27 protein-coding genes are annotated in these 24,427 nt (G+C 48.7%); 10 read left to right on the plus strand and 17 right to left on the minus strand.

The genetic code is table 11. The features are described 5' to 3' along the window. Positions 1-106: 106 nt before the first annotated feature. The 12 genes from AC5JLB_RS19650 to AC5JLB_RS19705 form a co-directional block, all read right to left on the minus strand. Complete coding sequence (locus AC5JLB_RS19650; RefSeq protein WP_495875507.1) at positions 107-1,036, minus strand: alpha/beta hydrolase; 930 nt, start codon at positions 1,034-1,036, stop codon at positions 107-109. A 76-nt stretch (positions 1,037-1,112) separates the two neighbouring features. Further along, entirely contained in the window at positions 1,113-1,715 is a 603-nt protein-coding gene (locus AC5JLB_RS19655) for a glutathione S-transferase family protein (RefSeq protein WP_495875508.1), read from the minus strand. A 20-nt stretch (positions 1,716-1,735) separates the two neighbouring features. Next, positions 1,736-2,416, minus strand: a complete 681-nt coding sequence (locus tag AC5JLB_RS19660) for a Coq4 family protein (RefSeq protein ID WP_495875509.1) — start codon at positions 2,414-2,416, stop codon at positions 1,736-1,738. Positions 2,417-2,440: 24 nt separating this feature from the next. Then, the gene (locus tag AC5JLB_RS19665; RefSeq protein WP_495875510.1) at positions 2,441-2,785 is read right to left on the minus strand and encodes an urease subunit beta; all 345 of its coding nucleotides are present in this window, start codon (positions 2,783-2,785) and stop codon (positions 2,441-2,443) included. 24 nt (positions 2,786-2,809) lie between these two features. After that, a complete protein-coding gene (gene ureA / locus AC5JLB_RS19670; protein ID WP_495875511.1) occupies positions 2,810-3,112 on the minus strand; it encodes an urease subunit gamma in 303 nt (100 codons plus the stop codon). A gap of 2 nt (positions 3,113-3,114) precedes the next feature. Continuing rightward, the gene (locus AC5JLB_RS19675) at positions 3,115-3,462 is read right to left on the minus strand and encodes a HepT-like ribonuclease domain-containing protein (protein ID WP_495875512.1); all 348 of its coding nucleotides are present in this window, start codon (positions 3,460-3,462) and stop codon (positions 3,115-3,117) included. Then, positions 3,452-3,781 carry a nucleotidyltransferase family protein gene (locus tag AC5JLB_RS19680; RefSeq protein WP_495875513.1) on the minus strand — a complete coding sequence of 110 codons (330 nt, stop codon included), beginning with the start codon at positions 3,779-3,781 and terminating at the stop codon, positions 3,452-3,454. Before AC5JLB_RS19680 ends, AC5JLB_RS19675 begins: the two co-directional genes overlap by 11 nt. Then, positions 3,769-4,626, minus strand: a complete 858-nt coding sequence (locus AC5JLB_RS19685; protein WP_495875514.1) for an urease accessory protein UreD — start codon at positions 4,624-4,626, stop codon at positions 3,769-3,771. Before AC5JLB_RS19685 ends, AC5JLB_RS19680 begins: the two co-directional genes overlap by 13 nt. A 176-nt stretch (positions 4,627-4,802) precedes the next feature. Then, positions 4,803-5,189 (minus strand): hypothetical protein, encoded by a 387-nt coding sequence (locus AC5JLB_RS19690; protein WP_495875515.1) that lies wholly within the window; start codon positions 5,187-5,189, stop codon positions 4,803-4,805. Between the two features lie 387 nt (positions 5,190-5,576). Beyond that, complete coding sequence (locus tag AC5JLB_RS19695; protein ID WP_495875516.1) at positions 5,577-6,137, minus strand: GrpB family protein; 561 nt, start codon at positions 6,135-6,137, stop codon at positions 5,577-5,579. A 12-nt stretch (positions 6,138-6,149) separates the two neighbouring features. Next, positions 6,150-6,512, minus strand: a complete 363-nt coding sequence (locus tag AC5JLB_RS19700) for a cupin domain-containing protein (protein ID WP_495875517.1) — start codon at positions 6,510-6,512, stop codon at positions 6,150-6,152. Between the two features lie 43 nt (positions 6,513-6,555). Then, complete coding sequence (locus AC5JLB_RS19705; RefSeq protein ID WP_495875518.1) at positions 6,556-6,843, minus strand: hypothetical protein; 288 nt, start codon at positions 6,841-6,843, stop codon at positions 6,556-6,558. 126 nt (positions 6,844-6,969) lie between these two features. Between AC5JLB_RS19705 and AC5JLB_RS19710 the strand changes: the two genes are divergently transcribed. Continuing rightward, complete coding sequence (locus AC5JLB_RS19710; protein ID WP_495875519.1) at positions 6,970-8,442, plus strand: beta-barrel domain-containing protein; 1,473 nt, start codon at positions 6,970-6,972, stop codon at positions 8,440-8,442. A gap of 32 nt (positions 8,443-8,474) precedes the next feature. On the opposite strand, the gene AC5JLB_RS19715 is transcribed toward AC5JLB_RS19710, so the two are convergent. After that, positions 8,475-8,693 carry a hypothetical protein gene (locus tag AC5JLB_RS19715; protein WP_495875520.1) on the minus strand — a complete coding sequence of 73 codons (219 nt, stop codon included), beginning with the start codon at positions 8,691-8,693 and terminating at the stop codon, positions 8,475-8,477. Positions 8,694-9,152: 459 nt separating this feature from the next. Between AC5JLB_RS19715 and rimO the strand changes: the two genes are divergently transcribed. The 3 genes from rimO to AC5JLB_RS19730 all read left to right on the plus strand — a co-directional run bounded on the left by rimO (position 9,153) and on the right by AC5JLB_RS19730 (position 13,139). Continuing rightward, the gene (gene rimO, locus AC5JLB_RS19720; RefSeq protein ID WP_495875521.1) at positions 9,153-10,508 is read left to right on the plus strand and encodes a 30S ribosomal protein S12 methylthiotransferase RimO; all 1,356 of its coding nucleotides are present in this window, start codon (positions 9,153-9,155) and stop codon (positions 10,506-10,508) included. Between the two features lie 321 nt (positions 10,509-10,829). Beyond that, positions 10,830-12,263 (plus strand): DEAD/DEAH box helicase, encoded by a 1,434-nt coding sequence (locus AC5JLB_RS19725; RefSeq protein ID WP_495875522.1) that lies wholly within the window; start codon positions 10,830-10,832, stop codon positions 12,261-12,263. Positions 12,264-12,353: 90 nt separating this feature from the next. Continuing rightward, positions 12,354-13,139 carry a 3'-5' exonuclease gene (locus tag AC5JLB_RS19730; RefSeq protein ID WP_495875523.1) on the plus strand — a complete coding sequence of 262 codons (786 nt, stop codon included), beginning with the start codon at positions 12,354-12,356 and terminating at the stop codon, positions 13,137-13,139. 283 nt (positions 13,140-13,422) lie between these two features. On the opposite strand, the gene mgtE is transcribed toward AC5JLB_RS19730, so the two are convergent. Beyond that, on the minus strand, positions 13,423-14,778 hold the full coding sequence (mgtE, locus tag AC5JLB_RS19735) for a magnesium transporter (protein ID WP_495875524.1): 1,356 nt from the start codon (positions 14,776-14,778) through the stop codon (positions 13,423-13,425). Between the two features lie 410 nt (positions 14,779-15,188). Here mgtE and AC5JLB_RS19740 point away from each other — a divergent pair, with 410 nt between their 5' ends. The 5 genes from AC5JLB_RS19740 to folB all read left to right on the plus strand — a co-directional run bounded on the left by AC5JLB_RS19740 (position 15,189) and on the right by folB (position 19,864). Beyond that, positions 15,189-15,710: a hypothetical protein gene (locus AC5JLB_RS19740; RefSeq protein ID WP_495875525.1), complete on the plus strand. Its 522-nt coding sequence runs from the start codon at positions 15,189-15,191 to the stop codon at positions 15,708-15,710. A 162-nt stretch (positions 15,711-15,872) separates the two neighbouring features. After that, positions 15,873-15,995, plus strand: coding sequence for a DUF8629 family protein (locus tag AC5JLB_RS19745; protein WP_495694610.1), 123 nt, complete (start codon positions 15,873-15,875; stop codon positions 15,993-15,995). 221 nt (positions 15,996-16,216) lie between these two features. Continuing rightward, positions 16,217-17,845 (plus strand): MBL fold metallo-hydrolase, encoded by a 1,629-nt coding sequence (locus AC5JLB_RS19750; RefSeq protein WP_495875526.1) that lies wholly within the window; start codon positions 16,217-16,219, stop codon positions 17,843-17,845. 205 nt (positions 17,846-18,050) lie between these two features. Beyond that, positions 18,051-19,508 carry an ArnT family glycosyltransferase gene (locus AC5JLB_RS19755; RefSeq protein WP_495875527.1) on the plus strand — a complete coding sequence of 486 codons (1,458 nt, stop codon included), beginning with the start codon at positions 18,051-18,053 and terminating at the stop codon, positions 19,506-19,508. Next, positions 19,505-19,864, plus strand: coding sequence for a dihydroneopterin aldolase (gene folB, locus AC5JLB_RS19760; protein ID WP_495875528.1), 360 nt, complete (start codon positions 19,505-19,507; stop codon positions 19,862-19,864). Before AC5JLB_RS19755 ends, folB begins: the two co-directional genes overlap by 4 nt. Positions 19,865-20,030: 166 nt before the next feature. Here the strand turns inward: folB and nfi are convergent, their stop codons facing one another. Then, positions 20,031-20,690, minus strand: a complete 660-nt coding sequence (nfi, locus tag AC5JLB_RS19765) for a deoxyribonuclease V (protein WP_495875529.1) — start codon at positions 20,688-20,690, stop codon at positions 20,031-20,033. 96 nt (positions 20,691-20,786) lie between these two features. Between nfi and AC5JLB_RS19770 the strand changes: the two genes are divergently transcribed. After that, the gene (locus AC5JLB_RS19770) at positions 20,787-23,108 is read left to right on the plus strand and encodes a bifunctional serine/threonine-protein kinase/ABC transporter substrate-binding protein (RefSeq protein ID WP_495875530.1); all 2,322 of its coding nucleotides are present in this window, start codon (positions 20,787-20,789) and stop codon (positions 23,106-23,108) included. Here AC5JLB_RS19770 and AC5JLB_RS19775 read toward each other — a convergent pair whose 3' ends face one another. Both AC5JLB_RS19775 and AC5JLB_RS19780 read right to left on the minus strand, forming a co-directional pair. After that, positions 23,109-23,462, minus strand: a complete 354-nt coding sequence (locus AC5JLB_RS19775) for a hypothetical protein (RefSeq protein ID WP_495875531.1) — start codon at positions 23,460-23,462, stop codon at positions 23,109-23,111. An 81-nt stretch (positions 23,463-23,543) separates the two neighbouring features. Beyond that, positions 23,544-24,425: an ABC transporter permease gene (locus AC5JLB_RS19780; RefSeq protein ID WP_495875532.1), complete on the minus strand. Its 882-nt coding sequence runs from the start codon at positions 24,423-24,425 to the stop codon at positions 23,544-23,546. Positions 24,426-24,427 lie beyond the last annotated feature (2 nt).

The raw sequence follows: 24,427 nt of genomic DNA on the forward strand, positions 1-24,427 counted from the left end.
TTTCTACTGTGTGATGGTGATGTGATTGAGTTTAGGTGAAACGAGGCCCCATGAAGTTGCGATCGGCGCTTAGCGCGCTACTGTGTGTTCGCTGGATGACGCTACTTTACTGCGTGTTCGATTCTATATCGTATTCAGTGTTGGCTTGAATGAAGTTAAAAATCTGTGTTTGAAGTTTTTGTTTTTCTTTCCAAAGCATATTGGCGTGATTGGCAGACTGGATTGCATAAAACATTTTAGGCTCAGGTGCAGAACGGTAGAGCGATTGCCCATCTTCAAAAAGAATGTAGTCGTCTGCGGTTCCGTGAGTGATGAGGATAGGACAGGTTATTTTTTGCACGTTAGCGATCGCAGATACGTCTTTGATCCGAAACTGCCCCATTTGTTCTGCGTTCGCTTTGGCGCGATCGCGCCAAAGTGCTGGCAACCAGGGCGATCGTCGGGTAATCATTTGGTCGAGATCGGCAAATGCACCAATGGTGACAAGAGAGTGAATGCGGGTGTCATGAGCCGCAGCAGATATGCCAACTACTCCGCCTGCCGAGATACCAAGCACAGCCATACGTTTGGCTCCTCGCTGCTGTAAATTGTCAATCAGTCCACTGACTTCTTTCCATTCGTTAAAGCCGTAGGTGAAAAATTCACCGCTACTGTTTCCATGTCCTCGCAAGTCGATTGCGGCTAAGTTTATTCCTTTTTTCCAGAGCGGAAGCGCAAATTCTAATAAGTCTTGCCGAGTGCCACCGAGTCCGTGAAGCAAGATCAGCGTAATAGGAGGTTTTGAAGATCTGGTTTTTGCTGGAATCCACCATCCAGAAACTTGAGTTCCATCTGCAACAGAGAACTGAATGGTTTCCGCAATTGCACCATATTGCCTCAGAATTTGAGGCTGAGAATTAACTGGGCATTTGTAATGGCTGAGGAGTGAGTAGGGCAGCCAATTGTCGATCGCGACTAATATTGCAATAATGACTATCCCCAAGGCAGTGAGCTTTTGAGATGTTTTTTTGCGGAAGCCGAATTTTTTAGCGTTCACAATAATCTCTTTGGATGCACGTTGTGATCACTCACATTGATAGTTCCCCAACAGTTTTACTACAAATACTGAACCGTTATGGATGAATGGAAATGTAATTGGGTTGAGATGAGACGCGATCGCACCAGTGCGCGATCGCCGGATATTGGCTCATGTCGTAGCCACCTTGATTTGCAACATGAGTGTACGCATAGTTCGCAATATCAGCGATCGTATAGCGCTCTCCAACCAAAAACGGATGTTGCGTTAAATGTTCATTCATTACCTTAAGAGCAGCATTACCTAACCGCTGATGATAAGCAATCAGGGATGCGAACTGTTCGGCTTGCTTGGCAACTGAAATCCAAAAGCGAGGACGAGACAGATTTGCACCGAGGCTAGATTGCTCAAAGAACAGCCATTTTAGAATTTCAGTTTGTTCGAGGCGATCGCGTGGAAAGAACGCCGTTCCATCAGCTAAATAGGTCAAAATAGCATTTGATTCGGTCAGAAAGACGCCCGATTCAGTTTCCAAAACAGGAACTTTGCCGTTTGGATTCTTTTGTAGAAAATCGGGCGAATGAGTTTCCTGATCAACAATATTGACGGCAATCTTCTCGAAGGGAAGATTTAGTTGAGTCAGCAGCAGCCGAATTTTATAGCAATTACCGGATAGCGCAAAGTCGTACAGTTTGTACATTATGTATGAATCTGTGTGAATCAAGGAACGTAAACTGGCATTGGTTCAAGGTTCAACTCTTCGCGAATCTCTTCGACTGGTTTTTCCCACTGCTCTTCCCACTTTTGGGCAAGTAACGGCTTTGCTTTTGCACCCATGCGATAGCCTGAAGCAATGCGATCGAGCAATTTATCTAATCCGTCTGGATTGCTGAGCAAGGTTTGCAGGAAGGCTCCTGCAATCAGAACACCAGATAGCGTGCGACGAGTTTGAGCAACCTCAAAGGATTTGAGACCGAGTTCTCCGGGAACATCGACACTGAATCCGGTAGCGACGTGCCAAATGTCATGGGTTTGTCTGAGGCGAAACAGAAGATAGGTTGCATCATCAACCACATCGAGTTTTCGATAGAATCCTGGGTCGAATCCTGACGATGAAATGTAATTGGCAAAGGCGAATCCCAAAGAGTGAGGCGGATACGTTAGGAGCCTTTCAATGTCTGGAGCCGGAGGCAGGTAGCGCTCTTGAGCAAGCTGTGCAACTTGCGGATCAGCCAGCATGTGTTTTACGGATGCGGCGAGCGTTTGCGGATGCGATCGCCGTAATGCATCTTCCACGTCGTAGACCGATTCGGTTTGTTCAGGATCTTTGAGCAGCGTCATGACGCTTTTGATAGTGGCAAGGTATTCTGAGTTTAAACGGCGCAAATCTTTCAAGTTCATTGCCAAACTCCACTGAAGTAGATACTAGGATTTAGACTTCTTTTTACTCTTCTTTGGTTTTGCGTCCAAGGCTCCTTCAATCTTGGCATTAAAGCCATACACCTCACGAGTACCCACTAGGGGAACTAGCGTCACCTCTCGTGTATCTCCTGGCTCAAACCGCACGGCGGTTCCTGCTGGAATATCGAGCCGCCGTCCACGGGCTTGCTCTCGGTCAAACTCTAACGCGGCGTTGACTTCGTAGAAGTGGAAATGAGAGCCGACTTGGATCGGTCGATCGCCGCTATTTGCCACTGATAATGTCAGCGTTTCTCGCCCAGCATTTAGTTCAATTTCGCCGTCTTCGACAAATAGTTCTCCTGGAATCATAGCGGTGCTACTCCTTGCGTGACGTTAGCGAATTGGGTTGTGAACGGTGACTAACTTTGTTCCGTCGGGAAAGGTGGCTTCGACTTGGACTTCGTGAATCATCTCAGAAATGCCGTCCATGACATCCTCCCGACCGAGGAGAGTGGTTCCGTAGTTCATCAGCTCAGCAACGGTCTGTCCGTCTCTTGCGCCTTCTAAAATAGCGGCGGACAGAAACGCGATCGCTTCGGGATAGTTCAGCTTCACTCCTCTCGCTTTGCGCCGTTCTGCCAATAGTGCAGCCGTAAAAATCAGAAGTTTGTCTTTCTCTTGGGGCGTTAATTGCATGGTTACTCCTCACAGTCAGCAGCAATAATAGTCTCAAGTTCAGCGATGAGTTGAGGTAAATTTTGTGTAGTTGTGTCCCATAGAATATCTAAATCAATATTGAAGTAATCGTGAATGATACGATTCCGCATACTAATAACAGTTGACCAAGGAATTTGTGTTAATTCTCTCTGTCGCTCCTTTGTGATTCGTGAAGCCGCTTCTCCAATTATTTCAAAACAGCGACATATAGCAAGTGTCAACATTTTGTTCGTGTCTATCTCAGAACGGCTCTTATTCTCTACAAATTCAACCGCTTCACGGGCTGCGTTCAGCATATGATGCAGACGCGCTTTATCATCAATGAACATAGATAACTTGTGCAGAATCTAGAACTTTTTGACGGAAATAGCGGCTGAGTTCTGCAGGTGTGCGAAGATCGACTTTGCGCTTGAGCATTTCGGTAAGTTCCATTTCCATTCCAATCAGCTCAAAATAACCAATTTTGCTGTTGGGAATGAATTCTACTAGCATATCGATGTCGCTTTCTGAGTGAAAATCCTCCCTCAAAATTGAGCCGAAGAGTGAGAGTTTCTGAATTGGGTTTCGTTGACAAAATTCAGTAATTTGTTCGATGGGAAGCTCGATAGGAAGGGTGATCATGGGCATTACCTCAGCTACAGTTGCCAAACTCTAGGAATGCAGACTGAACGATCGAACATCGTTTCTCGGAGCAGTCGCCAAACGGCAATGAACCACTGGCGCATTTCTATTGTAGAAGCACCGCGATATCGGCACAGTAATCCCGATTGCAAGCGAGTGACACCTGTTTCTCCAGCAGTGCCTGACCAAAGCAATCGCATGTCTTGCACAAGATCAGGGTTCACAGGTTGACCAAGGTACGCAAAACTGCCCACCACGGGGCATCCTGCCAGTCCGTGCGGGCTGTTAAGTATAGCTTCATGGCCAGGAAGCCATTGTCTGTCAATCCACAGCGGGCGACCTTGCTGCCAAACTTCGGTGTGCGATCGCCACATGCCACTGGTAAATCGCTCTCCTCTGGCGGTGCGTCCAAATCGAGTCATGTCCCAGCCGATCCAGTGGGCGTTGGGTGCAAGATTAATGCGTAGATCTTGGCGATAGAGAGCGCCGTCAAATACGATCGTATCTTGCGGCAACCATTCTAAAACTGCGCCTTCGTCTACGTTAATCTCAATAGTCTGACGGGCTTCTCTGCCGTTCGTGCGGTAAATTCTGGCGGCGGCAGGGGTGGTGATGAGAGCGCGGCTGTTGGGGTGGAGGCGGAGATCGAGGGATAAGCGATCGCCGCCCACGATTCCGCCTGCGGTATGCATGATGACGCCGTGACAAACTTCATCACCCTCTGGGTAGAAGGGGCGCTGTACCTTGAGAGGAGCCTGTCCCAAGTTCTCAGTTAGCACCGTTGCACCGTTGCGGTTGGCAAACTTCAGAAATAGAGTGCCGTGCCAATCGGGAGAGACAAATTTGGGGGAGGAAGAATGAAGTTGGTTCACCGAACGAAGTCTTTGGCTAAGCGGTGTTAGCTTGCTGTTAAGCGTAGCGCGTTTTAATTCGTTTTTGCAGAAATTAACAGCAGATTCGAGATGTGTTGCGCTTTGCTTCCCTTTTCGCTCACCGCAAAGAAGAGAGATTAGAGATTGCAAACCTGCTCTACAGACGTTCTAGAATTCTAGAGAGCCGTCGCAGAAACCTCCTCTGCTTTGGCTTTAAGGCGACTAGCGGTGCTGCGACGAATGCGATCGCTCTTCTTCACTCCCCCGGCCATCTCATATTCACTACTGTCTTTGCCGTATTTGAACGCCACGCCAATCAGCATTTTTTCGGCAAGATCGTTCAGCGTGGTTTCTAAGGTGTGAATCTCAGCTTTAGAGGAATCGATCACGGATAGCGCGGTGTTGTAGGCACTAATTTTGTTGCGTAACTGCTCGATCAGTTGAGCGATGTTTTTTAAATCGCGATCGTCGCCAAAGGTCATGAGCGGATCGATGGCTTGCAGTCCGGCAACGCGCAGTTCAATGCGCTCTAACATGCGGGATGTCTTTTTAGGGCGAGTCATAAGTAGGGTTCCCTGAGTCAGGTGTATAGCGCTAGTTTGACCTACTCGCCCTGCTTTTCGGGTCAGCAGAAGACACAAGAAATCATATTTTTTTCAAGAAGATTTTGAGGCAGTCTCAGAAATGCTTCGGAAGCAGGAATTTTAACTTCACAGAATTTGGATGAGCTTTACCAAAGCTTGTTTGTGGCTGCTGTAGCAGTTCCGTAAATCTAATTAATTTCTTGTGTCGTTACCAGAGGGATTGTGTTGTCAACCACGAGGTTGAGATTGCCAACCAGAGGGGTTGGTTTGCTAACGAGAAGGTTTAGGTTGGTTAGCAGGAGGTTGGGGCTGGTAACGAACGCGATCGCATTCACTATGAGAGGATTTGCATTGGTTGCAAGACAACTATCTCTGGTCTTGCCGTACTCCACAATCGTGCTGCAACCGTCTCCACTCGATTGCTCGCTTCTCCATCTCCTTGATAAACTCGTCCTTACCGTCCATGTAGCCTTCGATATCGCTCGGATCAAGTTGCTTCACTAACTCGCGCTTGAGGTTACTGTAGTGCTGAGCGAGGTCAGGATGGGCAGTCATGTAGTCTCGAAACGCTAAGTGTCGCTCTATGTTAGGAGAAGCCGCCCTAAAGGTATGCACATGATATGTCCTCACTCCCTCTTTGTTATCTTTGCGAAAGTAGCGACGACCAAGAATCCCCATCTCACCCATAATTTCATAGCCCAATTCCTCCATCGCTGAGCTACGCTGATCGACCCCAGTCAGTTCATTTACCTCAACCAATAAATCAATAATGGGCTTAGCGTAAATATTTGGAATAGCTGTGCTGCCGATGTGATGAACTGCCACCACATTCTCTCCTAACGCTAAAGCAACCTGTTTTGATTCAATTTCAAAGTCACGTTGCCACTTCACATCATGAGGAAGAACTTCAAATCGTCTTGGCATCATCTCCACCTCTGCTTAACTGAAGATTGTTTCATCTTCCTTACGCCACGCGGGATCAACAATGCAAATAAATACCAACGCCTCATCACCACTATTGTGAATACACTGTCTCGCATTGGGCGGAATATAAATCGTATCCCCAGGCTTTACGCTCTGAGTTTCATCGTCGATGTACATTACGCCTGTGCCACTGAGAATGTAGTACACCTCTGACGTGGTGAGCGCGTGAGGAATTGAGGTTTCTCCGATCTCTACGATCGCATGAGCTAAACTGTAGCGCAACTCGATCGCCTGCTTATCAGGATGCAGCAGCTCGCGCAACCTCGTGCGATCGCCTGCAATGAATTCTGGGCAGTCATTTAACGGTCGAACAAGCATAACACCAGCAGAAAACTGGTTTTATCCTACCGTGTTCTGCTAGTTAAGACGTTGGGTTGGGAGAATAATCAGGACATGAGATGGCGTCTTCCGATAAAGCATCTGTCGGACGCACCGTACATTTGAGATTATAATCACCTGTGAAAAACTGACAGTTCGCGCAGGGAATTTGATGCAATCGCTTCACGGTTTGGGTAGTCTCCCGAACCGAGGAATAGACATTCCACACCGTCAGAAAAATGAAGCCCCAAGTGAAAGCAAAGCAGATAGGAACCAAAAATGGGTGAAGTGTGTGGAGGATCACCCGCAGAAGAGCAAATACGTAGTCCATAATGAATGTCGTGAAAAAGTAATTCAACTCGGGAAATCTGAGTCTTAATAGTAATAACGGCGTCCGAATCCTGCTCCCCACTCAAGCATTATCTAACAGTCCCTCACCGCTCTACCTAAGATAGACATGAAGATTTCCTTATCCTCCAACCCCGCTCACTCACAGCAAGTCAAACAACGTCTTGCCAATCCAGAGGAGTCTTTATCTTTTGAGTTAGGTAAAGCTGTTCAAGAATTGCCGCCCTTTTACACGCGGTTTCTAGCCGGAACCATTAGTGTGTTGGTGGTCGGCACGATCGCTTGGGCACATTTTAGCGAAGTGGATGAAGTCGCCAACGCCAACGGAAAGCTAGTTCCATCGACCGAAGTTCGTCCGCTGCGAGCCACCAGCGCTGGCGCTATTACAGATATCAAGGTCAAAGCGGGCGATACGATTAAGAAAGGCGATCTGTTGATTACGATTGATCCAGGAGCCGCCGAAACTAGTATTGACAGCCTGACCCAAGAGGCAAAGAAGATTGAGGAAGATATTGCCCGATTAGAGTCAGAAAACCGAGGGCAAGCCAACGTCGGCAACACCGAACAAAATCAATTGCAGGCGGCGCGTCAGCAAGAGTTTCTAGATAAGCAGGCGGCAGCCGTGGCAGAGGCTAATCGTCAAGTCGCCACTGTGAGTGAGGCCCAAACCCGTCTAGAGCGGTTTCAGGAGAGCTTAGCGGGTGCTTATGCAACCTTGAAGAACGCTAAATCGAACAAGGTGGATGCCGAGAGCAGTCTAGCGATCGCACGGGAACGCGAAAAGCGGCTCAGTAGCCTCGAAAATAGCGGAGCCGTGCCTCACCTAGAGCTACTTAACTCGAGACAGCAAGTTGCCCAGGCCTCGCAGCAAGTCACGACGGCAGCCACTCAAATTACTGATGCTGAAACTCAGATCGTGTCGCTCGACAAAGAAATCGATGCCCAGCGCGATCGCATTCAACAGGCGCAGCAAGCCTACCAAGGTGCAAAAAGCACAGCGAGAGGGTTAGCGCCTCAGCGACAAGGTGAAATCCTGACGCAACTGAATCAGCGTCGTGAAGAATTGACGAAAAAGCGGGGCGAAATTGAAGTCACCAAGAAACAACGCAGCGATCGTGAAACCATTAAAGCCCCATTCGATGGCACAATCTACAACGTCAAAGCGACTCAAGGTTCGATTCAGCAGGGCGAAGAACTGTTATCTGTATCCCCGCGCGATCAGAATCTAGTTTTAGAAGTTAAAGTGCTGAACCGAGACATTGGCTTTATTCATGCTGGACAAAAAGCCAAAGTGAAATTAGCCACCTTTCCCTATCAAGAGTTTGGTGTAATTGAGGGCGAAGTAGTAGATGTTAGTCCAAACGCCGTGGTGGAGAAAGACGAAAACGGGCGCGATATGGGTCCGGTGTTTCCCGCCAAAGTCCTGTTGAGTAAAAAGATGATCCCCGTGCGAGGGCGAGATGTTGAACTTACGCCAGGAATGGCAGCGACGGCTGATATTGTGACTCGCAAGAAATCAATTCTATCCTTCATTATTGAGCCTGTGACCCGTCGATTCAGCGAAGCCTTCTCGGTGCGCTAGTTCACAGCTCACTCATTTGGTGGATTTGATCTTCAGATAATTCTGTGGTCTGCGAAACTTGTGCGATCGTTATGTCCGACTGCGACGGATTCAGAGCAACTTGTGCTAGGCACTTCGGTACGATCGGCGCGTTCTTGTTCCCCCTCTAAGCGCTCCGTGTCGGTCAGACTCCAATTGCCGCTCCCATCGATCAGCGCAGCACGGACGAGCGATCCCCTCAAACTTACCGTGCCATAGGCCCAGTCCGACACTGAGTTCTTCAATCTAGAGGCGGGAATAATTGGGATCAACGGGGAACCCAGGTTCCTCTAGGTCTTCAATTGGCAACTCATCCATTATCGGCAGCGTCTCTTCAGCAGGACGGATCGGTTTAAGGAATTGAAGGAGATGATTACATCGTCAGCATCACCAAAAAAACGTCTTTATTGCTATTATGAATAGCCATGCCTAAACCCCAAATGATTCTCTGTTCTACTTCCATCGCAGAAAAGAATTTAACAGAACGTAATAATTGCAAATCTGCGCTATGATGTAGATTCAGCACGACAGCGATTGCATCTGTCTGTATCCATTGACGCGAGTTTGCAGAAGTGGGTCGTAAAGCGGGGGGTAAACCGTCGCAACAAGCAATTCCTAGCAGGAGCTTGCACTGTAATCGCCGCGGTTTTAGATTTTGATTGACCTTCCTTTACTTCCTCAGTTCTAACTACATGGGCAAAAAGCCAACGATCGCGATCGCTCACTTGGGTTGCGAAAAAAACCGAATTGACACAGAGCATATGCTCGGCTTGCTTGCACAAGCAGGCTACACCGTAGACACAGATGAAGAAATCGCAGATTTTGTCATCGTCAATACGTGTAGCTTTATTCAAGCTGCGCGAGAAGAATCAGTTCGCACTTTAGTCGAGCTAGCAGAAGCTGACAAGAAGATTGTGATTACAGGTTGCATGGCACAGCACTTCCAGGAGCAGCTGCTCGACGAACTTCCGGAAGCGGTTGCATTGGTCGGGACAGGCGACTACCATAAGATCGTTAACGTACTTGAGCGGGCGGAAGCCGGAGAGCGAGTGAGCGAAGTTTCGCTTGAGCCGACTTACATCGCCGATGAGACGACACCCCGGTATCGCACGACCACTGAGGGAGTCGCCTACTTAAGAATTGCTGAAGGCTGCGACTATCGATGTGCATTTTGCATCATTCCCCACTTGCGAGGGAACCAGCGATCGCGCTCGATCGAATCGATCGTGGCAGAAGCCAATCAGCTTGCTGCTGAAGGAGTCAAGGAGATTATTCTAATCTCCCAAATTACAACCAACTATGGTCTTGACCTTTATGGTGAGCCGAAGTTAGCCGAACTCCTGCACGCACTGGGCAACGTGGATGTTCCTTGGATTCGGATGCATTACGCCTATCCGACTGGACTCACCCCAAAAGTGATGGAGGCCATCCAAAACACTCCAAACGTGTTGCCCTATTTAGACTTGCCGCTTCAACATTCTCATCCTGAAATTCTTAGAATGATGAATCGCCCTTGGCAAGGGCGGGTCAATGATGGGATCATTGAGCGGATTAAGACCGCGATTCCGAATGCAGTCCTGCGAACTACGCTGATTGTCGGATTTCCCGGTGAGACTGACGCGCACTTTGACCACTTACGGCAGTTTGTGCAGCGTCACGAGTTTGATCATGTCGGGGTGTTCACGTTTTCTGCGGAAGAAGGAACCCCTGCCTATGATCTTTCTGATCAACTGCCCCAGTCTGTCATGGATGCGCGTCGGGATGCCCTGATGCAGATCCAGCAGCCGATCTCGCTTAAGCGAAATCGAGCAGAGATTGGTAAGGTAGTGGATGTGTTGATTGAGCAAGAAAATCCGGCAACAGGTGAGCTAGTCGGGCGCTCTGCCCGCTCTTCTCCGGATGTAGATGGACTTGTTTACGTCCAAGGAGAAGCGTCGTTAGGCTCCCTAGTTCCGGTTGCGATCGCAGATGCCGACATCTACGATCTCTACGGTCGCGTTGCCACCGCCGCCGATCTGATGCAGCCCCCGCTGCTAACGGCCCGATAAGATTTCAAACAGAATTGAGACCGGCCCTTCTTGATTCATTTGATCGTCTCAAATTTCGATTTTCCTCACACTGTTCGTACAGCGTTCATTCAGTACACAGTTCACCTTTCACGCGCCCTGAGTGGCAATTTCAGCAGAACTACTTGGGTCTGATACGAAGTCAGTCCTAATTCAATCCTGCTGGTTGGACGATAGATTCACGGCAGCCTTGCCACGACCGAACGGAGGGTCTACCCTTCAAAGGTTATTTTCCCGCAGTCTATGTCTGACATCCCCCGATTGCCCTGTTTGGCGCATGTCTTTGACCTTATAGGAGATGTAATGACCCTTTCATTCCAAAGCCTCGGATTATCTGAAACCCGCATTCAACAGCTAGAGCAGCTTGGTTTTACTGCTCCGACTGAAATTCAAGCGCAAGCCATCCCTCACCTATTAGCAGGGCGGGATGTCGTTGGACAGGCGCAAACGGGAACAGGCAAGACGGCGGCATTTGCGCTTCCCATTTTGGAGCAAATTGATTCGGCAGCTCCAGTCACGCAAGCTTTGATTTTGACCCCGACTCGCGAACTGGCAATGCAAGTTTGCCAAGCCATTCGTGGGTTTAATGAAGATCGTCGAGTGAAGACAGTGGCGATCTACGGCGGACAGTCGATTGAGCAGCAAATTTCTGCTCTCCGTCGCGGCGCTCAAATTGTCGTTGGGACTCCGGGACGCGTTATTGATTTGCTCTCTCGCGGAGCGCTCAAACTCGACAAGCTGACCTGGATGGTGCTCGACGAAGCGGATGAAATGCTCAATATGGGCTTCATTCAAGACGTAGAGAAGATTTTGAATCAGGCTCCAACAGAGCGTCAAACCGCCTTTTTCTCGGCAACTATGGAGCCGTCAGTTCGCAAACTGGTATCAAAGTTTCTGCGATCGCCCATTACGGTCACTGTTGAACAACCTAAAGCCGCTCCAAATCGGATTAATCAAGTTGCCTACTCCGTTCCGCGTGGATGGACGAAAGCACGGGCAATCTTGCCGATCCTTGAACTTGAAGATCCCGAATCTGCGCTGATTTTTGTGCGCACCCGGCGAGCGGCGGCTGAATTAACTAGCCAGCTGCAAGAAGCAGGGCACAGCGTGGATGAGTACCACGGTGATTTGAGCCAAAGTCAGCGTGAGCGGCTGCTGCTTCGGTTCCGTCAGCAGCAGATTAAGTGGGTAGTTGCCACCGACATTGCGGCTCGCGGTATTCACGTGGATGATTTGACCCACGTAATCAACTACGACTTGCCCGATAGCGTCGAAAACTATGTCCACCGCATTGGCCGGACAGGACGCGCGGGCAAGGAAGGAACCGCAATCTCGCTGGTTCACTCGATGGATCGTCGTAAGCTGCGTGACATTGAGCATCACGTGCGGCAGCGCTTGGAGTTCAAGCCGATCCCGACTCGTGCTGAAATCGAAGGCCGCTACTTAGAGAAACTGCAAGGTCAAGTCAAAGAAGCGCTCTCGGGTGAACGGATGGCATCATTCTTGCCAATCGTGTCTCAACTTGCCGAAGAGTATGAACCGCATACGATCGCGGCGGCAGCGTTGCAGATGATCTACGATAAGACCCGTCCCGCGTGGCTGACAATGGGTAGCGATCCTGTTGAGGACGAGTACACTCGTTCAGGCGTGCCGAAGCCGAAGCCCGCGAAGCGGAACAGACCGTCGAATCCGAGTGGCAAGCGATCGCCATCGAGAACACCCGCACCGTCGAAGTAATTCGCAAGCTGTGGCTTAATTCGTGACGTGAGATCGGAAGCTGTTCTAATCTCACGTCACGAATTGTGGTTTCTGGTGGAAATTGAGGGTATGCCTATTTTATCGACCGACTTGCTTGCATATTATCGAAGCATGACGACGCGATCGCTGACCGTGGTCGATCTTGAGACAACCGGGCACAAACCGCCGCGATCGCGGGCGATCGAAGTTTCGGTGCTTCATGCAAGTTTGAAAGATGGCATTCTGCACCAACAGACGAGCTTGATCAATCCTCAAGTTGAAGTGCCATCGATGATTACGAAATTTACAGGCATTTATCAGGAAATGGTGGATATGGCTCCACCGTCAGCAGAAGTTTGGGAGCAGTTTTTACCGTTGCTGAGTGAGGGCGTGATCACAGCGCACAATATTGCATTTGACTATCCCTTTATTCAGGGCGAATACGAGCGATTAGGAATTCCCTATGATCGTCCTGAATCTGATCGGTTGTGTACAGTCAAGCTTTCTCGGATCATGTTGTCTGAGCTGCCCTCGCGCAAGTTGCCGGATTTAGTTCAACATTTTCAGTTTCCGGTCGGAGAATCGCACCGGGCTGAGGCAGATACGATCGCATGCTGGCTGCTTGCAGAACGGTTGTTAAAAGAGATTCATAACGAAGATGATGAGACGGTTTTAGCTCGATTTGGTGAGCAATTATTACCGCTTAGCGAGGCGTCTAAGTTTTTGGGATGTTCACAGAAAGCCGCAAGTTCTCGGTTGATGGCTGCTGGATTTGAACCTTACATTTCCCGTCGGAGCGGTGCATATTTGTTTCGTCGCAGCGCGATCGAGCAGCTTTACTGGCAGAGCCATCAGCTTTCGTTACCATCTTCTTAGTTACCTTCCCCGCTAAAACTTCAGCAATTATTTTGAAGTGGAAGTCATTCAACTTGATCCCTCTGAAAATGAAATTGAGCAAATTGCTCAAACGCTCAAGTATTTCGTAGTGTCCAGATTGTTTCTCGGGGTCGTATAGTGGCATCAAACTTAGTCAAAGCAGGTTTGATACACAACCACTGGATTCAAGCAGTTGCGTCGCATTGCTAGGCACTGTAACAATTTTGGCAACGTGGAACCATTGCTGCTGCTCCGCTTTGGCTTTGAGGGTTTAAAGCACACTCTAGGGGGTGACGTTCAGAACGTTAAGACTAATCGTGACCATTGTGAGGAACAGGATAAAGCCAATCGTATCAAGCAGCGTTGTCACGAGTGGACCACTAATCAAAGCTGGATCAATTTTCAGGCGAACAAAACCAATTGGTAGCAACGTTCCCAACGTGACTGCGACTAAGGTATTGGTTGCCATTACTAGCCCCGCCATGATCGAGACCCAGCGTTCTTCCGGCTTGGTCCAAATCAGGGAGATCAGCACCATGGCCAAACCCAGCGCGATCGCAGTTCCTAATCCTGCCGTTATCTCCTTTCGCAGGATTTTAAGCGTGTCTTGCAGCGTCACTTCCCCAACGCTGAGCGACCGGATGGTCACGGTTAAGGCTTGAATGCCCACAGTTCCGCCAGTGTTTGAGAACAATGGCATTACCACTGCTAGAACAGGGACAGCCGCGATCGTCGTTTGAAACGGCGCGATCGCGCTAGATGCACCAATGTATAAAGCCATAATGGCAAGCAGCCAGGGCAAACGGCTTTTGATTTTTGAGATTGGAGACGATAGAGACGATTCGCCGCCATCTGCCACACCTGCCAAGCGTTGAATATCTTCCGTGGCTTCTTGTTCGAGAATATCGACCACATCATCTACGGTGATGATCCCGACCAGGCGATCTTCCCGATCGACCACAGGGACGGCCAACAAGTCATAGCGCTTCATCAGTTGTGCTACTTCTTCTTGCAGCATTTCGGTTCGTGCTTTGATCACGCGATCGCTAGCAATGTCCTCAATCCGGGCATCAGGAATCGAGAACACCAACTGTCGTAACGACACAACCTGTTTTAATTTGCGGTTATTATCGGTGATGTAAGCGTAGTAGACCGTTTCTTTATCGCGGTCAGCCAAGCGAATTTTGCTGAGAGCTTCCCCCACGGTTAAGCCCTGCCGCAACCGGACATACTCTGTGGTCATCACCCGCCCGGCTGTGCCTTCGTCATATCCTAAAATGGTTGCCGTGGCTTGACGTTCTTCGGGACTCAGTTGCTGAACAAGCCGTTTGACGATGCCAGCAGGCAACTCATCAAACAGTTCCGCTCGGTCATCGGGGCGCATTGCCTCAATAACGTGGAACATTTGGGCATTGTGCAGCGAGCCAATCAACTCTTCGCGGACATCGGGAGGTAAATACTCAAATACGTCTGTTGCCTGGGTTTTGTTGAGTAACCGGAACGCGATCGCGCGGCGCTCTTCAGGCAGTCCTTTGATGTAGTCGCCCACATCGATCGCGGGCATTTCGTTAAGCTCGATTTTGAGCCGATTTAAATTATCAATTTCAGACAGAGACGTCCGAGCTTCCTGGGTAAGCATGTACTATGATCTCCTCAAATCATCCCCCGCGCTGGGAGACTGAGGCTGCCAGGCTAAGGGAGCTATCTAATGTTGGCTAAATGGACGTCGTCCATGAACTTTACAAAATTCAACATCAATATCTGTTGCAGATATCGCTACAGATATGCTAACCCTGATGCAGCAATTCCACAATGTCATAAAGCGCACTCTATAAGAAAGTCCCTCTTTTGGTAAAGATTTCCCTTAAAACGCTCAGTCTTGCTAAGCGTTACTCCTCTTTCCTCAGATTGATGACCAAAACAGGAAAGGTCTCTAGAAGTACTTAAAGAAAATTAGCATTGATGAATTTATTCCTACACAGTAATTTCCTACACAGTAAAAAAACAGCGGATCTGCTCTTTCAAAGAGTTCTTGTTGGCTCCTCTCAGGTGTCTCAGCGATGTAAAGGTATTTGCCTTCTCGTTTCTCTAATCTTGCTTTCAGGATGTCAATCGACGCCTAGTGACGCTCCGCGTCCTTCCGTTTCAGCCGTTTCTCCAGTTCCAAGCCCTACGGTTCAAAGCGCTAAAAAAGCTGTTAACAAGCCAAAACCTCCTGATAAGAACACCCTTCCAGTGACGCTTTATCAGCTTGATAATCAATGTAATAAGTTTGTGTCGCAGAAAGTAAGAGTATCTAAAACGAAGACGTTAGAAAAAACGATTGGTCGGGTTTTAGAAGATTTAGATAGCGATGATTTTAGTTTGTCGGGATACCGAGTCAACGTTAAAAAAGGCGTTGCAACAATCGATTTCCGAATCGCTTCAGGCGCGAAGCGGCAATTGAAGTCGCTCTCAAATTGTGAACAGTTAGCCTTGTATGGCAGTCTGAGGAAAACGTTGACGGGCAATAAAGTGTTAAAAATTAAGTCGGTGCAGTTTACCGATCGCGGACAAAAGCTTAAACCCTGAAGCGGAGAATCCGCTTTAGCAAGCTTGCTCAGGGAAAATCTTAGGGTTTGCTAAAGTTTCTACACGTTCGGTTTACGTTACTTTAGAATTAGCAAACTGGCTTGAGGGTGCGCCAATTCCTCTTGTACACTCTAAGCAATCTTTTTACTAGGTAGGTTCATTATGGATGTCAAACTTGTTTTAGTCGTCTTAACCGGGCTTTTTACGATCGCCTGTCTATTTTTTGGGACGCGCAACGGATTCTACGATACCGACAACTACCACGGTAACGGCTCGGCTCACTAAAGCATCGACCCTAACTCCGATCGCAGGCTTCAGTTGTTCTGACCTAGCGTTCATAATTTAGGGACGAATCTTGCAAGGGTGCGGTTTATGGCATTGCCTAACGAACTGCGCTTAGTTTTACGCCACCTAAACGCGATTAACACAGAACGCATTCCAGAAGATCGCACTTCATCCTAAACTAGAGATAGCTCCTACCCTCCACTCAGAAGACGGATGACTACGTGACTCAACTGGAATGCTTTCCCTATAGTGTCGGTCATGCAGACGAAGGAATATGTCTCCTTGTGCGGATGGGGCCTTATCGAATTTTGCTGGACTGTGGTTTGTGGGATACGGCTCTTTTGCCATCCGATGTGCCGCCAGCCGATCTAGTGCTATGCAGCCATGCTCACGCCGATCACGCGAGGGGATTGCTATCGCTGCATCAAACCTTTCCTCAGTTGCCTATTTATGCCAGTGAGGTGACAACGCAACTGTTAGGGCTCAATTGGATCACAGAGCGATCGCAAGTTCCTCTGTTTGCCCAAGCGTTGCCGTGGCGGTCGCCCGTTGAGTTTTTAGACGGATTGACGGCAGAACTGTTTCCGGCAGGGCATTTGCCGGGAGCCGCCGTAATCTTGATCACCTATACGCCACGGGATACTAATGCTCGCCCGTACACAGTGCTGTACACCGGAGATTTCTTTCTGTCCAACTCGCGCCTAGTTGAAGGCTTGCGGCTAGAAGAACTGCGCGGACTAGAGCCAGATGTTTTGATCGTTGAGGGCAGTTACGGCACAGCACGCTATCCTCACCGTCGGCAACAAGAAAATTATTTAGCAGAGCGCATCAGTAATGCGCTAACAGATGGACAATCGGTGCTGATGCCTGTGCCAACCTTGGGTTTGGGACAAGAGTTGCTGATGCTGCTACGGAGCCATCATTTATTTACAGGGCGCGATTTAGATATTTGGGTCGATGGCACGATCGCAACCGGATGCGATGCGTATTTGGATTTGTTGCCGCATTTTCCTGCCTCTGTTCAAAATTTTGCGCGTCACCAATCTCTCTTTTGGGACGATCGCATCCGTCCACGAGTGCGACGGCTCTCTCCTGATCAGCGCCAAGCTGTTGGCAAATCTCCCTGTATTGTCCTGAGCGATCTCACTTCAGACTGGAATGCATTTTTTCAGACTGAGCCTTGGTTGGTGCTGTTACCTCAACATTTAGCCGACCCGTTTTTGATCCCCAATTCCGACCGTCTGGAGATGGAAACGTATCTTTTGGCGCAGCATGGTGATGGTCCTAGCACAACGCAGCTAATTCACAATTTGCGCCCGCAGCACGTGATCTTTGTTCACGGCAATCCCAATTATTTATCTGATCTGACTGGGCTAGAAGAGTTACACAATCGCTATCATCTCCACTCGCCTTCGGCGGGAAGTTTGGTGGAGCTACCGATTGGAGAAACCTTCTTGCAGCCTGCTCCCCCGGAGACGACCTATGAGGGGGAGCTTTCAGAGTTTGGAACGATGGTAACGTTTACGCTACCCGATGCGATTACGGCTGATTCACGCTGGCGGGGTTTAGCCGATACGGGGCTTGTAGAAGCGCGATGGCAAGGACAGGAGCTTGTGTTGCGCGGTTTGACGGAGCGGGAGTTGCTCAATCAAAATAGCGATCGCATCTCTCCATCCATCGATGGAACGCTAAAAGACTCCTGTTCTATCTGTCGTCACTATCGAGGACAGCGCTGTTGGAATCCAGCGTCTCCGTTGTTTAACTTTAAGGTGACGCCTGAAGGCTACTGTCCTGCCTTTGAGTCAAACCAAACTGACACCGAGCCGTTTGACCGGACAAAGGGAGAGTAGTGCTTTAATCAAAGCCGCTGCGCAATATGAGTTTAATGCGATCGCATCAAATTCAGGCACGATGATTGCAGGCAACGCAAATATTACGAATTAATAGGAGATCTTAAGGGTGGGTCTAAAGTGGTATCCTTGCAATCCGAAACTGGTTTTAATTCACCGATTATTAATTCAGTGATTATTTGTTGTTCCTGAACCTCTAGATCTCGTGCGCCCAATCTCTCCTAGTTGGTTTGTGTTTCTCATCGCGTTCATTGCGCTGCGATTTGTCTTTTGGTTGAAAGCATTTCCAAATTCTGATGAGGCGTACTATTGGCTTTGGGGTCAGCATCTCCAATGGTCGTACTACGATCATCCGCCATTGCAAGCGTGGGTGCAGGGGGCCTTTACCGCCTTGTTTGGACGATCGGAATTTGTGCTGCGGCTCCCCAATGTACTCAGTAGTGCTGTTTTCCTTTATACGTATTATCGCATTGTAGCCTATTTGTATCCAAAGCAAACCCCACAACGATTTTGGTTTAATGTTCTGCTAGTATTCGCATCACCGTTGTATTTTGTATTTCTAGGATTAGCGTGGCATGATCATCTTCTGATCACCTTCTCATTAGTGTCTGCGTATCAGTTTGTTCGATTTGCGGATGGATTTATTGCCAACGGTCGAGGGGAGACAGGACGGTTGTATCTTGCCGCAGCCGCGATCGCACTCGCAGGGCTCTCGAAATACAATGCCGTGTTTGTGGGTTTAGGATTCCTCGCCACTATCCTAGCGGTTCCCCAACTGCGCCGTTTGTTACTCGATCGACGATTCTACATTGCAGCAGTCATTGCGCTCAGCGCTCTCATTCCAATTGTGCTGTGGAATTACTCGAATGATTTTCAGTCGGTGCAATATTATCTCAATCGCAGCGTAAATCCAGTTACGAGCGGACTTAAGATTGGTGCATTCATTGGATTTTTGGGAGCGTCCTATTTTCTAGTATCTCCATTTTATTGGAGAGGGTTCTTTCGAGTTTTAAAAAATCGGACTCAGCCTAAAGATGTCACCTCTGTCTATCCGATTCTTGCGTTCTGGGTTTTTCTAATTTCTTCTGTTGTTCTGACTATTATTTCTCTCATTTCTGCGGCATTGTATTACTGGAACATCACCGCCTATATTCTATTATTTCCATTGCTTCCGTTAGCATTTCCCAAACGTCCACCTCGACTATCGTTTTTGTATGGCTTACTGATCTCAACGCTGGTCGTCGTTCACTACACTGTGCTTCCCCTATCTGCGTTTATGGATCAAACCGTTGATCCCGATTCGCGTATGTTGTTTGGGTGGCGTGAGGTTGCAAGTGAAGTCAGCCGTCAAACAAAAGAACTGGGAGCGCCTTTATTGATGACGACTGATTATCGCTCGGCATCTGCTTTAGCTTACGAATTGAACAATAAAAATGTGATTGCAGTGAGCGATCGCGTCGATCAATTTGACTTTTGGCATTCAGATCGAGGCGAGCTACAGGGCAAAAATGCCGTGATTGTTTGGGATGATTGGTACCCAGCAACGGGGAAACTACTGCCAAAGTTCGATCGCGTTTCTGAGCCAGTCACAGTTCCGGTCACCCGATTTGGAATTTTGATCAAAAATTACTACATACAGAAAGGATACTGGTACAAACCGTGACAGATTGTATTCATTTAACTGAGATTCGATGCTACGGCTACACGGGCGTATTGCCAGAAGAACAGGTGTTAGGGCAATGGTTTGAGGTGGATTTAACGCTGTGGATCGATTTAGAAAAAGCCGGACAGAGCGATCGCTTAGAAGACACCCTCGACTACCGCGAGATTATTTCGAGCGTCCAGCAATTGGTGAAAACCTGTCGATTTGCATTGATAGAACGATTGGCAGCCGCGATCGCCCAATCTGCCCTATCGTTTGAGCTTGTCAAACAGGTACAAGTGAAATTAACTAAGCCTGCCGCACCAATTCCTGACTTTGGCGGCAAGATTATAATTGACATTACGCGCCTCAAATAACGGCATATTGGGTCTTCCATTTCTTCGAGAGATCGAGCCTTTATTTAGCAAAAAGCCCCGTTTGGGCTTCAATAGCTCAACGGGGCACTAGACGCAGTTAGGAGGTAACTATGCGCATTTAATTTACCGGAGAAAATCAAAAGATAAAGCAGACTTAAGAACGTCTTTATCCTGAGGCCAATTTATGAGCATGGCGCGTTGTTTCGGGCAGGCGATACTTCGTCGTGCAGCCCATCACATAGGATAAAGCCGTCTCTAAACTGATGCGATGTCCTAATGAAATAAACAGAGGTTTGGTTTTAGGACGAGTTCGCAACACTGCCCCAATCGTCTCTCCTTTGTGCTGCAACTCCACCCAAGCACCTCGCTCCTCAGGAACCTCACCATACTTGCCAACTAACAGCGATTTTGCCACGCCGATCGTGGGCATATTCGTCAGCACGCCCAAGTGACATGCAATGCCAAGCCGCCTCGGATGTGCCAATCCTTGACCATCACAGAGCAGCAGATCGGGGACAGTTTGCACCGTCTCAAGCGCATCTAGCACCGCAGGCACTTCTCGAAACGATAGAAAGCCCGGAATATAAGGAAACGTGGTTGGACGCCGCGCGATCGCATGATCGCAAAACTGCAACTCTGGGTAGGTCAGCACTGCTACCGCCGCCCGCGTGATCTTGCCGTCCTCTTCAAACCCAACATCGATTCCTGCAACATGGTTCACCACACCAAACTGATCGTGCGTCACCACCTCTTGACGCAATTCTTGCTGAATCGCAACAGCAGCTTCTGCGGTTAATGTCCACTCGTGTCTCTGTTGAATCTTCATTCTCTAACGGTTTTGGTTTACAAATCATGAATCTATCTCTATGTTCGATTCAACCGAATCAACCTAAAATGCGATATATCACTTCAGACGGGTGCGATGTTAGGACGACTGCTTGATGGACGCTACAAAATCGTAAAAGGACTCGGTTCAGGCGGCTTTGGGCACACCTACATTGCCGAAGACACTAAACGACCCGGTAATCCTGTTTGTGTGCTAAAGCATTTAAGTTTTACAACTCCTGATCCCAGCATTCTGAAGCAAGCGCGACGCATGTTTTTTGCGGAGGCAGAAACGCTAGAGAAACTGGGAAGACATGATCAAATTCCGCAACTGCTGGCTTATTTTGAAGAAGATCACGAGTTTTATCTTGTTCAAGAATTTGTGCAGGGACATCCACTCAGCGATGAGCTAGTCGCAGGTCAGAAACGATCGGAAGACTGGGTAATTGATTGTTTAGAAGATGTTTTGAAAACTCTAGAATTTGTTCACCGTCATGGCGTGATTCATCGCGATCTCAAACCAGACAATCTGATTCGGCGCGATCGCGAGCAAAAACTCGTCCTGATCGATTTTGGGGCCGTTAAGAGTATCGAAACGTCGATCACAGAATCGCAATCTGAAACGGCTCCTAGCCTCCCGGTTTATACCTCTGGCTATGCTTCTAGCGAACAGTGTCTTGGAAAGCCACATATCACTAGCGATCTGTATTCATTGGGCATGATCGCGATTCAAGCCTTGACAGGTGTCCGTCCTGCCCAATTGCCTCACGATTCCAAGACGTATGAATTACTATGGCGCAACCAAGCTTCGGTACGCGAAGAGTTAGCGATCGTCATCGAAACCATGACGAAATTTCATTTTGCCAATCGCTATCAGTCGGCTGCCCAAGTTTTAGAAGCTCTGGCCCACGTTAAAGAAGAGTCGCTGCTCACGCAAGCCCCGCTTTCTCTCATTGATGAACATCGCTTTTTCGCTCCGTCTAACATTTCCGCTAACATTCAGGACTCATCTCCAAACAAACCGAGCCAATCTACAAAACTAAAGATTGCCGCGATCGGGGCGGGCGCGATCGCGGTGTTGGGTGCGTCGGCGTGGGCACTGTCTCGGCAATCTGATTCACCTCAACCTGTTCTCCCTCAAATCGCCACTCCGCTCAGTTCAGACCAAAACAAAATTAGTTATGGTGAACGGGTTTTGGGAGTGGGAGTGGGAGCAAACCTTCCGCTCAAACAAGAGGCGGCGGATCAGGTGGCGGCAGGCAATTTTGACGTGGCGATCGCGGCGTTAAAAAAAGCTCGCGCTGTAGATCGATCTGACCCAGAAACGCTGATTTATCTCAACAATGCTGCAATTGCAACCGAAAAAGCCTATACGATCGCAGTTGCTGTGCCGCTTAAAACCCAACCTCAACCTGCAAACGAACTTTTGCGAGGCGTAGCCCAGGCACAAGAGCGGGTCAACACCTCTGGCGGAATTAACGGAACAAAATTGAAAGTTGCGATCGCCAGTGATGACAATAATCCTGATACAGCTCAACGCGTCGCCAAAACGCTGGTGAATACTCCAGCCGTTCTCGGCGTGGTCGGGCATGGCATTAGTGACACAACGTTTGCGGCGGGGGAAGTGTATCAGGCAGGAGAACTCGTGGCGATCGCCCCCATTAGTTCTGCCACAGAATTATCTAGGCTGAGCCACTATGTGTTTCGGGCCATGCCGAGTGATAAACGTCCGGCAAAACGACTGGCAGACTATATGGTGAATCAGCTTAAAAAGCGAAAAGTTGCCATTTTCTACAATTCCACTAGCCAATACAGCACATCGCTGAAAAATGCGTTTAAGGATGCGTTGTTCTTTGGTAATCAAGGCAGCACTGCTGAGATTGATTTTAATGCGCCCGACTTTGAGCAAACGGCAGCCGTTGATCTGGCCATTCGCAAAGGGGCAGAGGTACTGATGCTGGTTCCAGACAACAAATATGTTGATCGCGCCCTGTTAGTGATTGCGGCCAACCAAAAACGGTTGCCAATGCTGGCAGGAGATGTGATGTTTTCTCCTCGAATTCTCAGGAGTGGCGATGCGAGTACTGGGCTAACGATCGCAGTTCCTTACTACCAATTAGAGGTCGATAACTCTCTGTTTCAAAAGCAAGCAACCAAGCTTTGGAATAACGCTGTCAACTGGAGAACTGTGCTTGCTTACGACGCAACACAAGCCCTGATTACCGCGATTGGGCAATCTCCTACTCGCAACGGAATTCGGAGTATTTTAGCGAAACCAGATTTTGTATCGCCTGGCGGAATTCATCCGTTTAGTTTTTCGACAGAAGGCGATCGCGAGACAAAAATCGCGCTGATGAAAGTGACACCAGCGCGAACAAAAGCCAAAGCAAAGCAGTACGAATTTCAGCCTGTCAAATAACTATTTTTGCGCGGGGGGAGTCACCGCTGAGGGAGCGGTTTGAGGTTGCTGAAGGCGTTGACGCTGTTGATCTCTGAATGATTTTGCCGCCGCATCTAGATTTTCGCGTTGTTGCGCTCGAAACGCTGCCGGATCAAGCGGACTCTGAGAAAGTTGCTGAATCAGTTGCATCAATCCTGTGGTGCTGCCATCACTGCGGTTGTTGAACAAATCAGTTAGAGAATCACTGGCCTGAGGATCTTTTAGAAGAGCGGCGCTATTAGGGGTACTCCCAGGAATTTGAGCAAACGAGGCAGGCGCAAACGCAATTGCCAATCCTACTCCTGCTAACAGACCCAACACAAACTTTGCCATAACCATTAACTCCCACTACGTGATACTGCAATTCTACCCAAGACGGGTTTTTCTGAAAAATGCTCCCCAAAAAGAGTTTTTTTAGGCAAGGCGACGACGCAGCAAAGGTTGAATACTGATCAAGGTAAGGGTGCAAAATCCGACTAGGATTAGCAGCGCACCACCGAGAGACACGTTGCCGAAAGGCGCTTGCATAATAATGCTGCTAAAACTCCAATCCTTGTGAAGATAAAGATAGCGAATGGGTTCGATCGCATAACTCAACGGGTTGAGAGTCGCAACGACTTGCAACCACTTGGGCATAAATGATAATGGCACCAGTGCCGTACTTGCAAACAGTAGCGGTAGATTGGTGACGAAGATAACGGCAATCAGCTCAATATGCCCGGGCAAAGCAAACGCGAGTCCAAGACTCAATCCAGTTACTCCTAGCACGAGCAACAGAACGATGAATGCAACGAGGGCAAGCCCAAATGCGTTCGGCAATCCTGCACCGAGCAATGCACTCATCACGACGATCGCGGCTGTTTGAATCAGGCTCAAGGTCGTAATGAAGATTGCAGACGCCATTACGATCGAAAATCTTGATGCTAATGGCGCAACCAATAAGCGGTTGAGGAAACCAAACTCGCGATCGAACATGACCGGAAGCCCAGCATTGAGCGCACCACCAAACGCCGTAAAGACAATCACGCCCGCGCCGAGAAACTGACCGTAGCTAATGCGATCGCCAAACAATCCTTGGGGTGCGTTCTGAAATAGTGCCCCAAACAAAATCAGCCACATGAGCGGTTGAATAATGCCTGCCGCCAGTGTCGATGGACGCCGCTGAAGCTGAATAAACAACCGCCGAGTCAGCGCCAAGGTTTCTTGAACAAATTCCCCAACCAGATTTGGTTGAGACAGTGTAGCTAAAGGCTTTTCACTAAGACCGTTTTTAGACGGGGTAAGCGTGCTGCTCATAA

It is taken from the genome of Myxacorys chilensis (assembly GCF_059505265.1).

What these genes read in the sequence shown, in the direction of transcription:
- AC5JLB_RS19770 (WP_495875530.1), top strand. Translation starts at nt 20,787, where the DNA reads ATGTTAGGACGACTGCTTGATGGACGCTACAAAATCGTAAAAGGACTC.
- AC5JLB_RS19705 (WP_495875518.1), bottom strand. Translation starts at nt 6,843, where the DNA reads ATGGACTACGTATTTGCTCTTCTGCGGGTGATCCTCCACACACTTCAC.
- rimO (WP_495875521.1), top strand. Translation starts at nt 9,153, where the DNA reads ATGGGCAAAAAGCCAACGATCGCGATCGCTCACTTGGGTTGCGAAAAA.
- AC5JLB_RS19725 (WP_495875522.1), top strand. Translation starts at nt 10,830, where the DNA reads ATGACCCTTTCATTCCAAAGCCTCGGATTATCTGAAACCCGCATTCAA.
- nfi (WP_495875529.1), bottom strand. Translation starts at nt 20,690, where the DNA reads ATGAAGATTCAACAGAGACACGAGTGGACATTAACCGCAGAAGCTGCT.
- AC5JLB_RS19745 (WP_495694610.1), top strand. Translation starts at nt 15,873, where the DNA reads ATGGATGTCAAACTTGTTTTAGTCGTCTTAACCGGGCTTTTTACGATC.
- AC5JLB_RS19665 (WP_495875510.1), bottom strand. Translation starts at nt 2,785, where the DNA reads ATGATTCCAGGAGAACTATTTGTCGAAGACGGCGAAATTGAACTAAAT.
- AC5JLB_RS19700 (WP_495875517.1), bottom strand. Translation starts at nt 6,512, where the DNA reads ATGCTTGTTCGACCGTTAAATGACTGCCCAGAATTCATTGCAGGCGAT.
- AC5JLB_RS19780 (WP_495875532.1), bottom strand. Translation starts at nt 24,425, where the DNA reads ATGAGCAGCACGCTTACCCCGTCTAAAAACGGTCTTAGTGAAAAGCCT.
- AC5JLB_RS19695 (WP_495875516.1), bottom strand. Translation starts at nt 6,137, where the DNA reads ATGATGCCAAGACGATTTGAAGTTCTTCCTCATGATGTGAAGTGGCAA.
- AC5JLB_RS19655 (WP_495875508.1), bottom strand. Translation starts at nt 1,715, where the DNA reads ATGTACAAACTGTACGACTTTGCGCTATCCGGTAATTGCTATAAAATT.
- AC5JLB_RS19675 (WP_495875512.1), bottom strand. Translation starts at nt 3,462, where the DNA reads ATGTTCATTGATGATAAAGCGCGTCTGCATCATATGCTGAACGCAGCC.
- mgtE (WP_495875524.1), bottom strand. Translation starts at nt 14,778, where the DNA reads ATGCTTACCCAGGAAGCTCGGACGTCTCTGTCTGAAATTGATAATTTA.
- AC5JLB_RS19730 (WP_495875523.1), top strand. Translation starts at nt 12,354, where the DNA reads ATGCCTATTTTATCGACCGACTTGCTTGCATATTATCGAAGCATGACG.
- AC5JLB_RS19775 (WP_495875531.1), bottom strand. Translation starts at nt 23,462, where the DNA reads ATGGCAAAGTTTGTGTTGGGTCTGTTAGCAGGAGTAGGATTGGCAATT.
- AC5JLB_RS19710 (WP_495875519.1), top strand. Translation starts at nt 6,970, where the DNA reads ATGAAGATTTCCTTATCCTCCAACCCCGCTCACTCACAGCAAGTCAAA.
- AC5JLB_RS19690 (WP_495875515.1), bottom strand. Translation starts at nt 5,189, where the DNA reads ATGACTCGCCCTAAAAAGACATCCCGCATGTTAGAGCGCATTGAACTG.
- AC5JLB_RS19660 (WP_495875509.1), bottom strand. Translation starts at nt 2,416, where the DNA reads ATGAACTTGAAAGATTTGCGCCGTTTAAACTCAGAATACCTTGCCACT.
- ureA (WP_495875511.1), bottom strand. Translation starts at nt 3,112, where the DNA reads ATGCAATTAACGCCCCAAGAGAAAGACAAACTTCTGATTTTTACGGCT.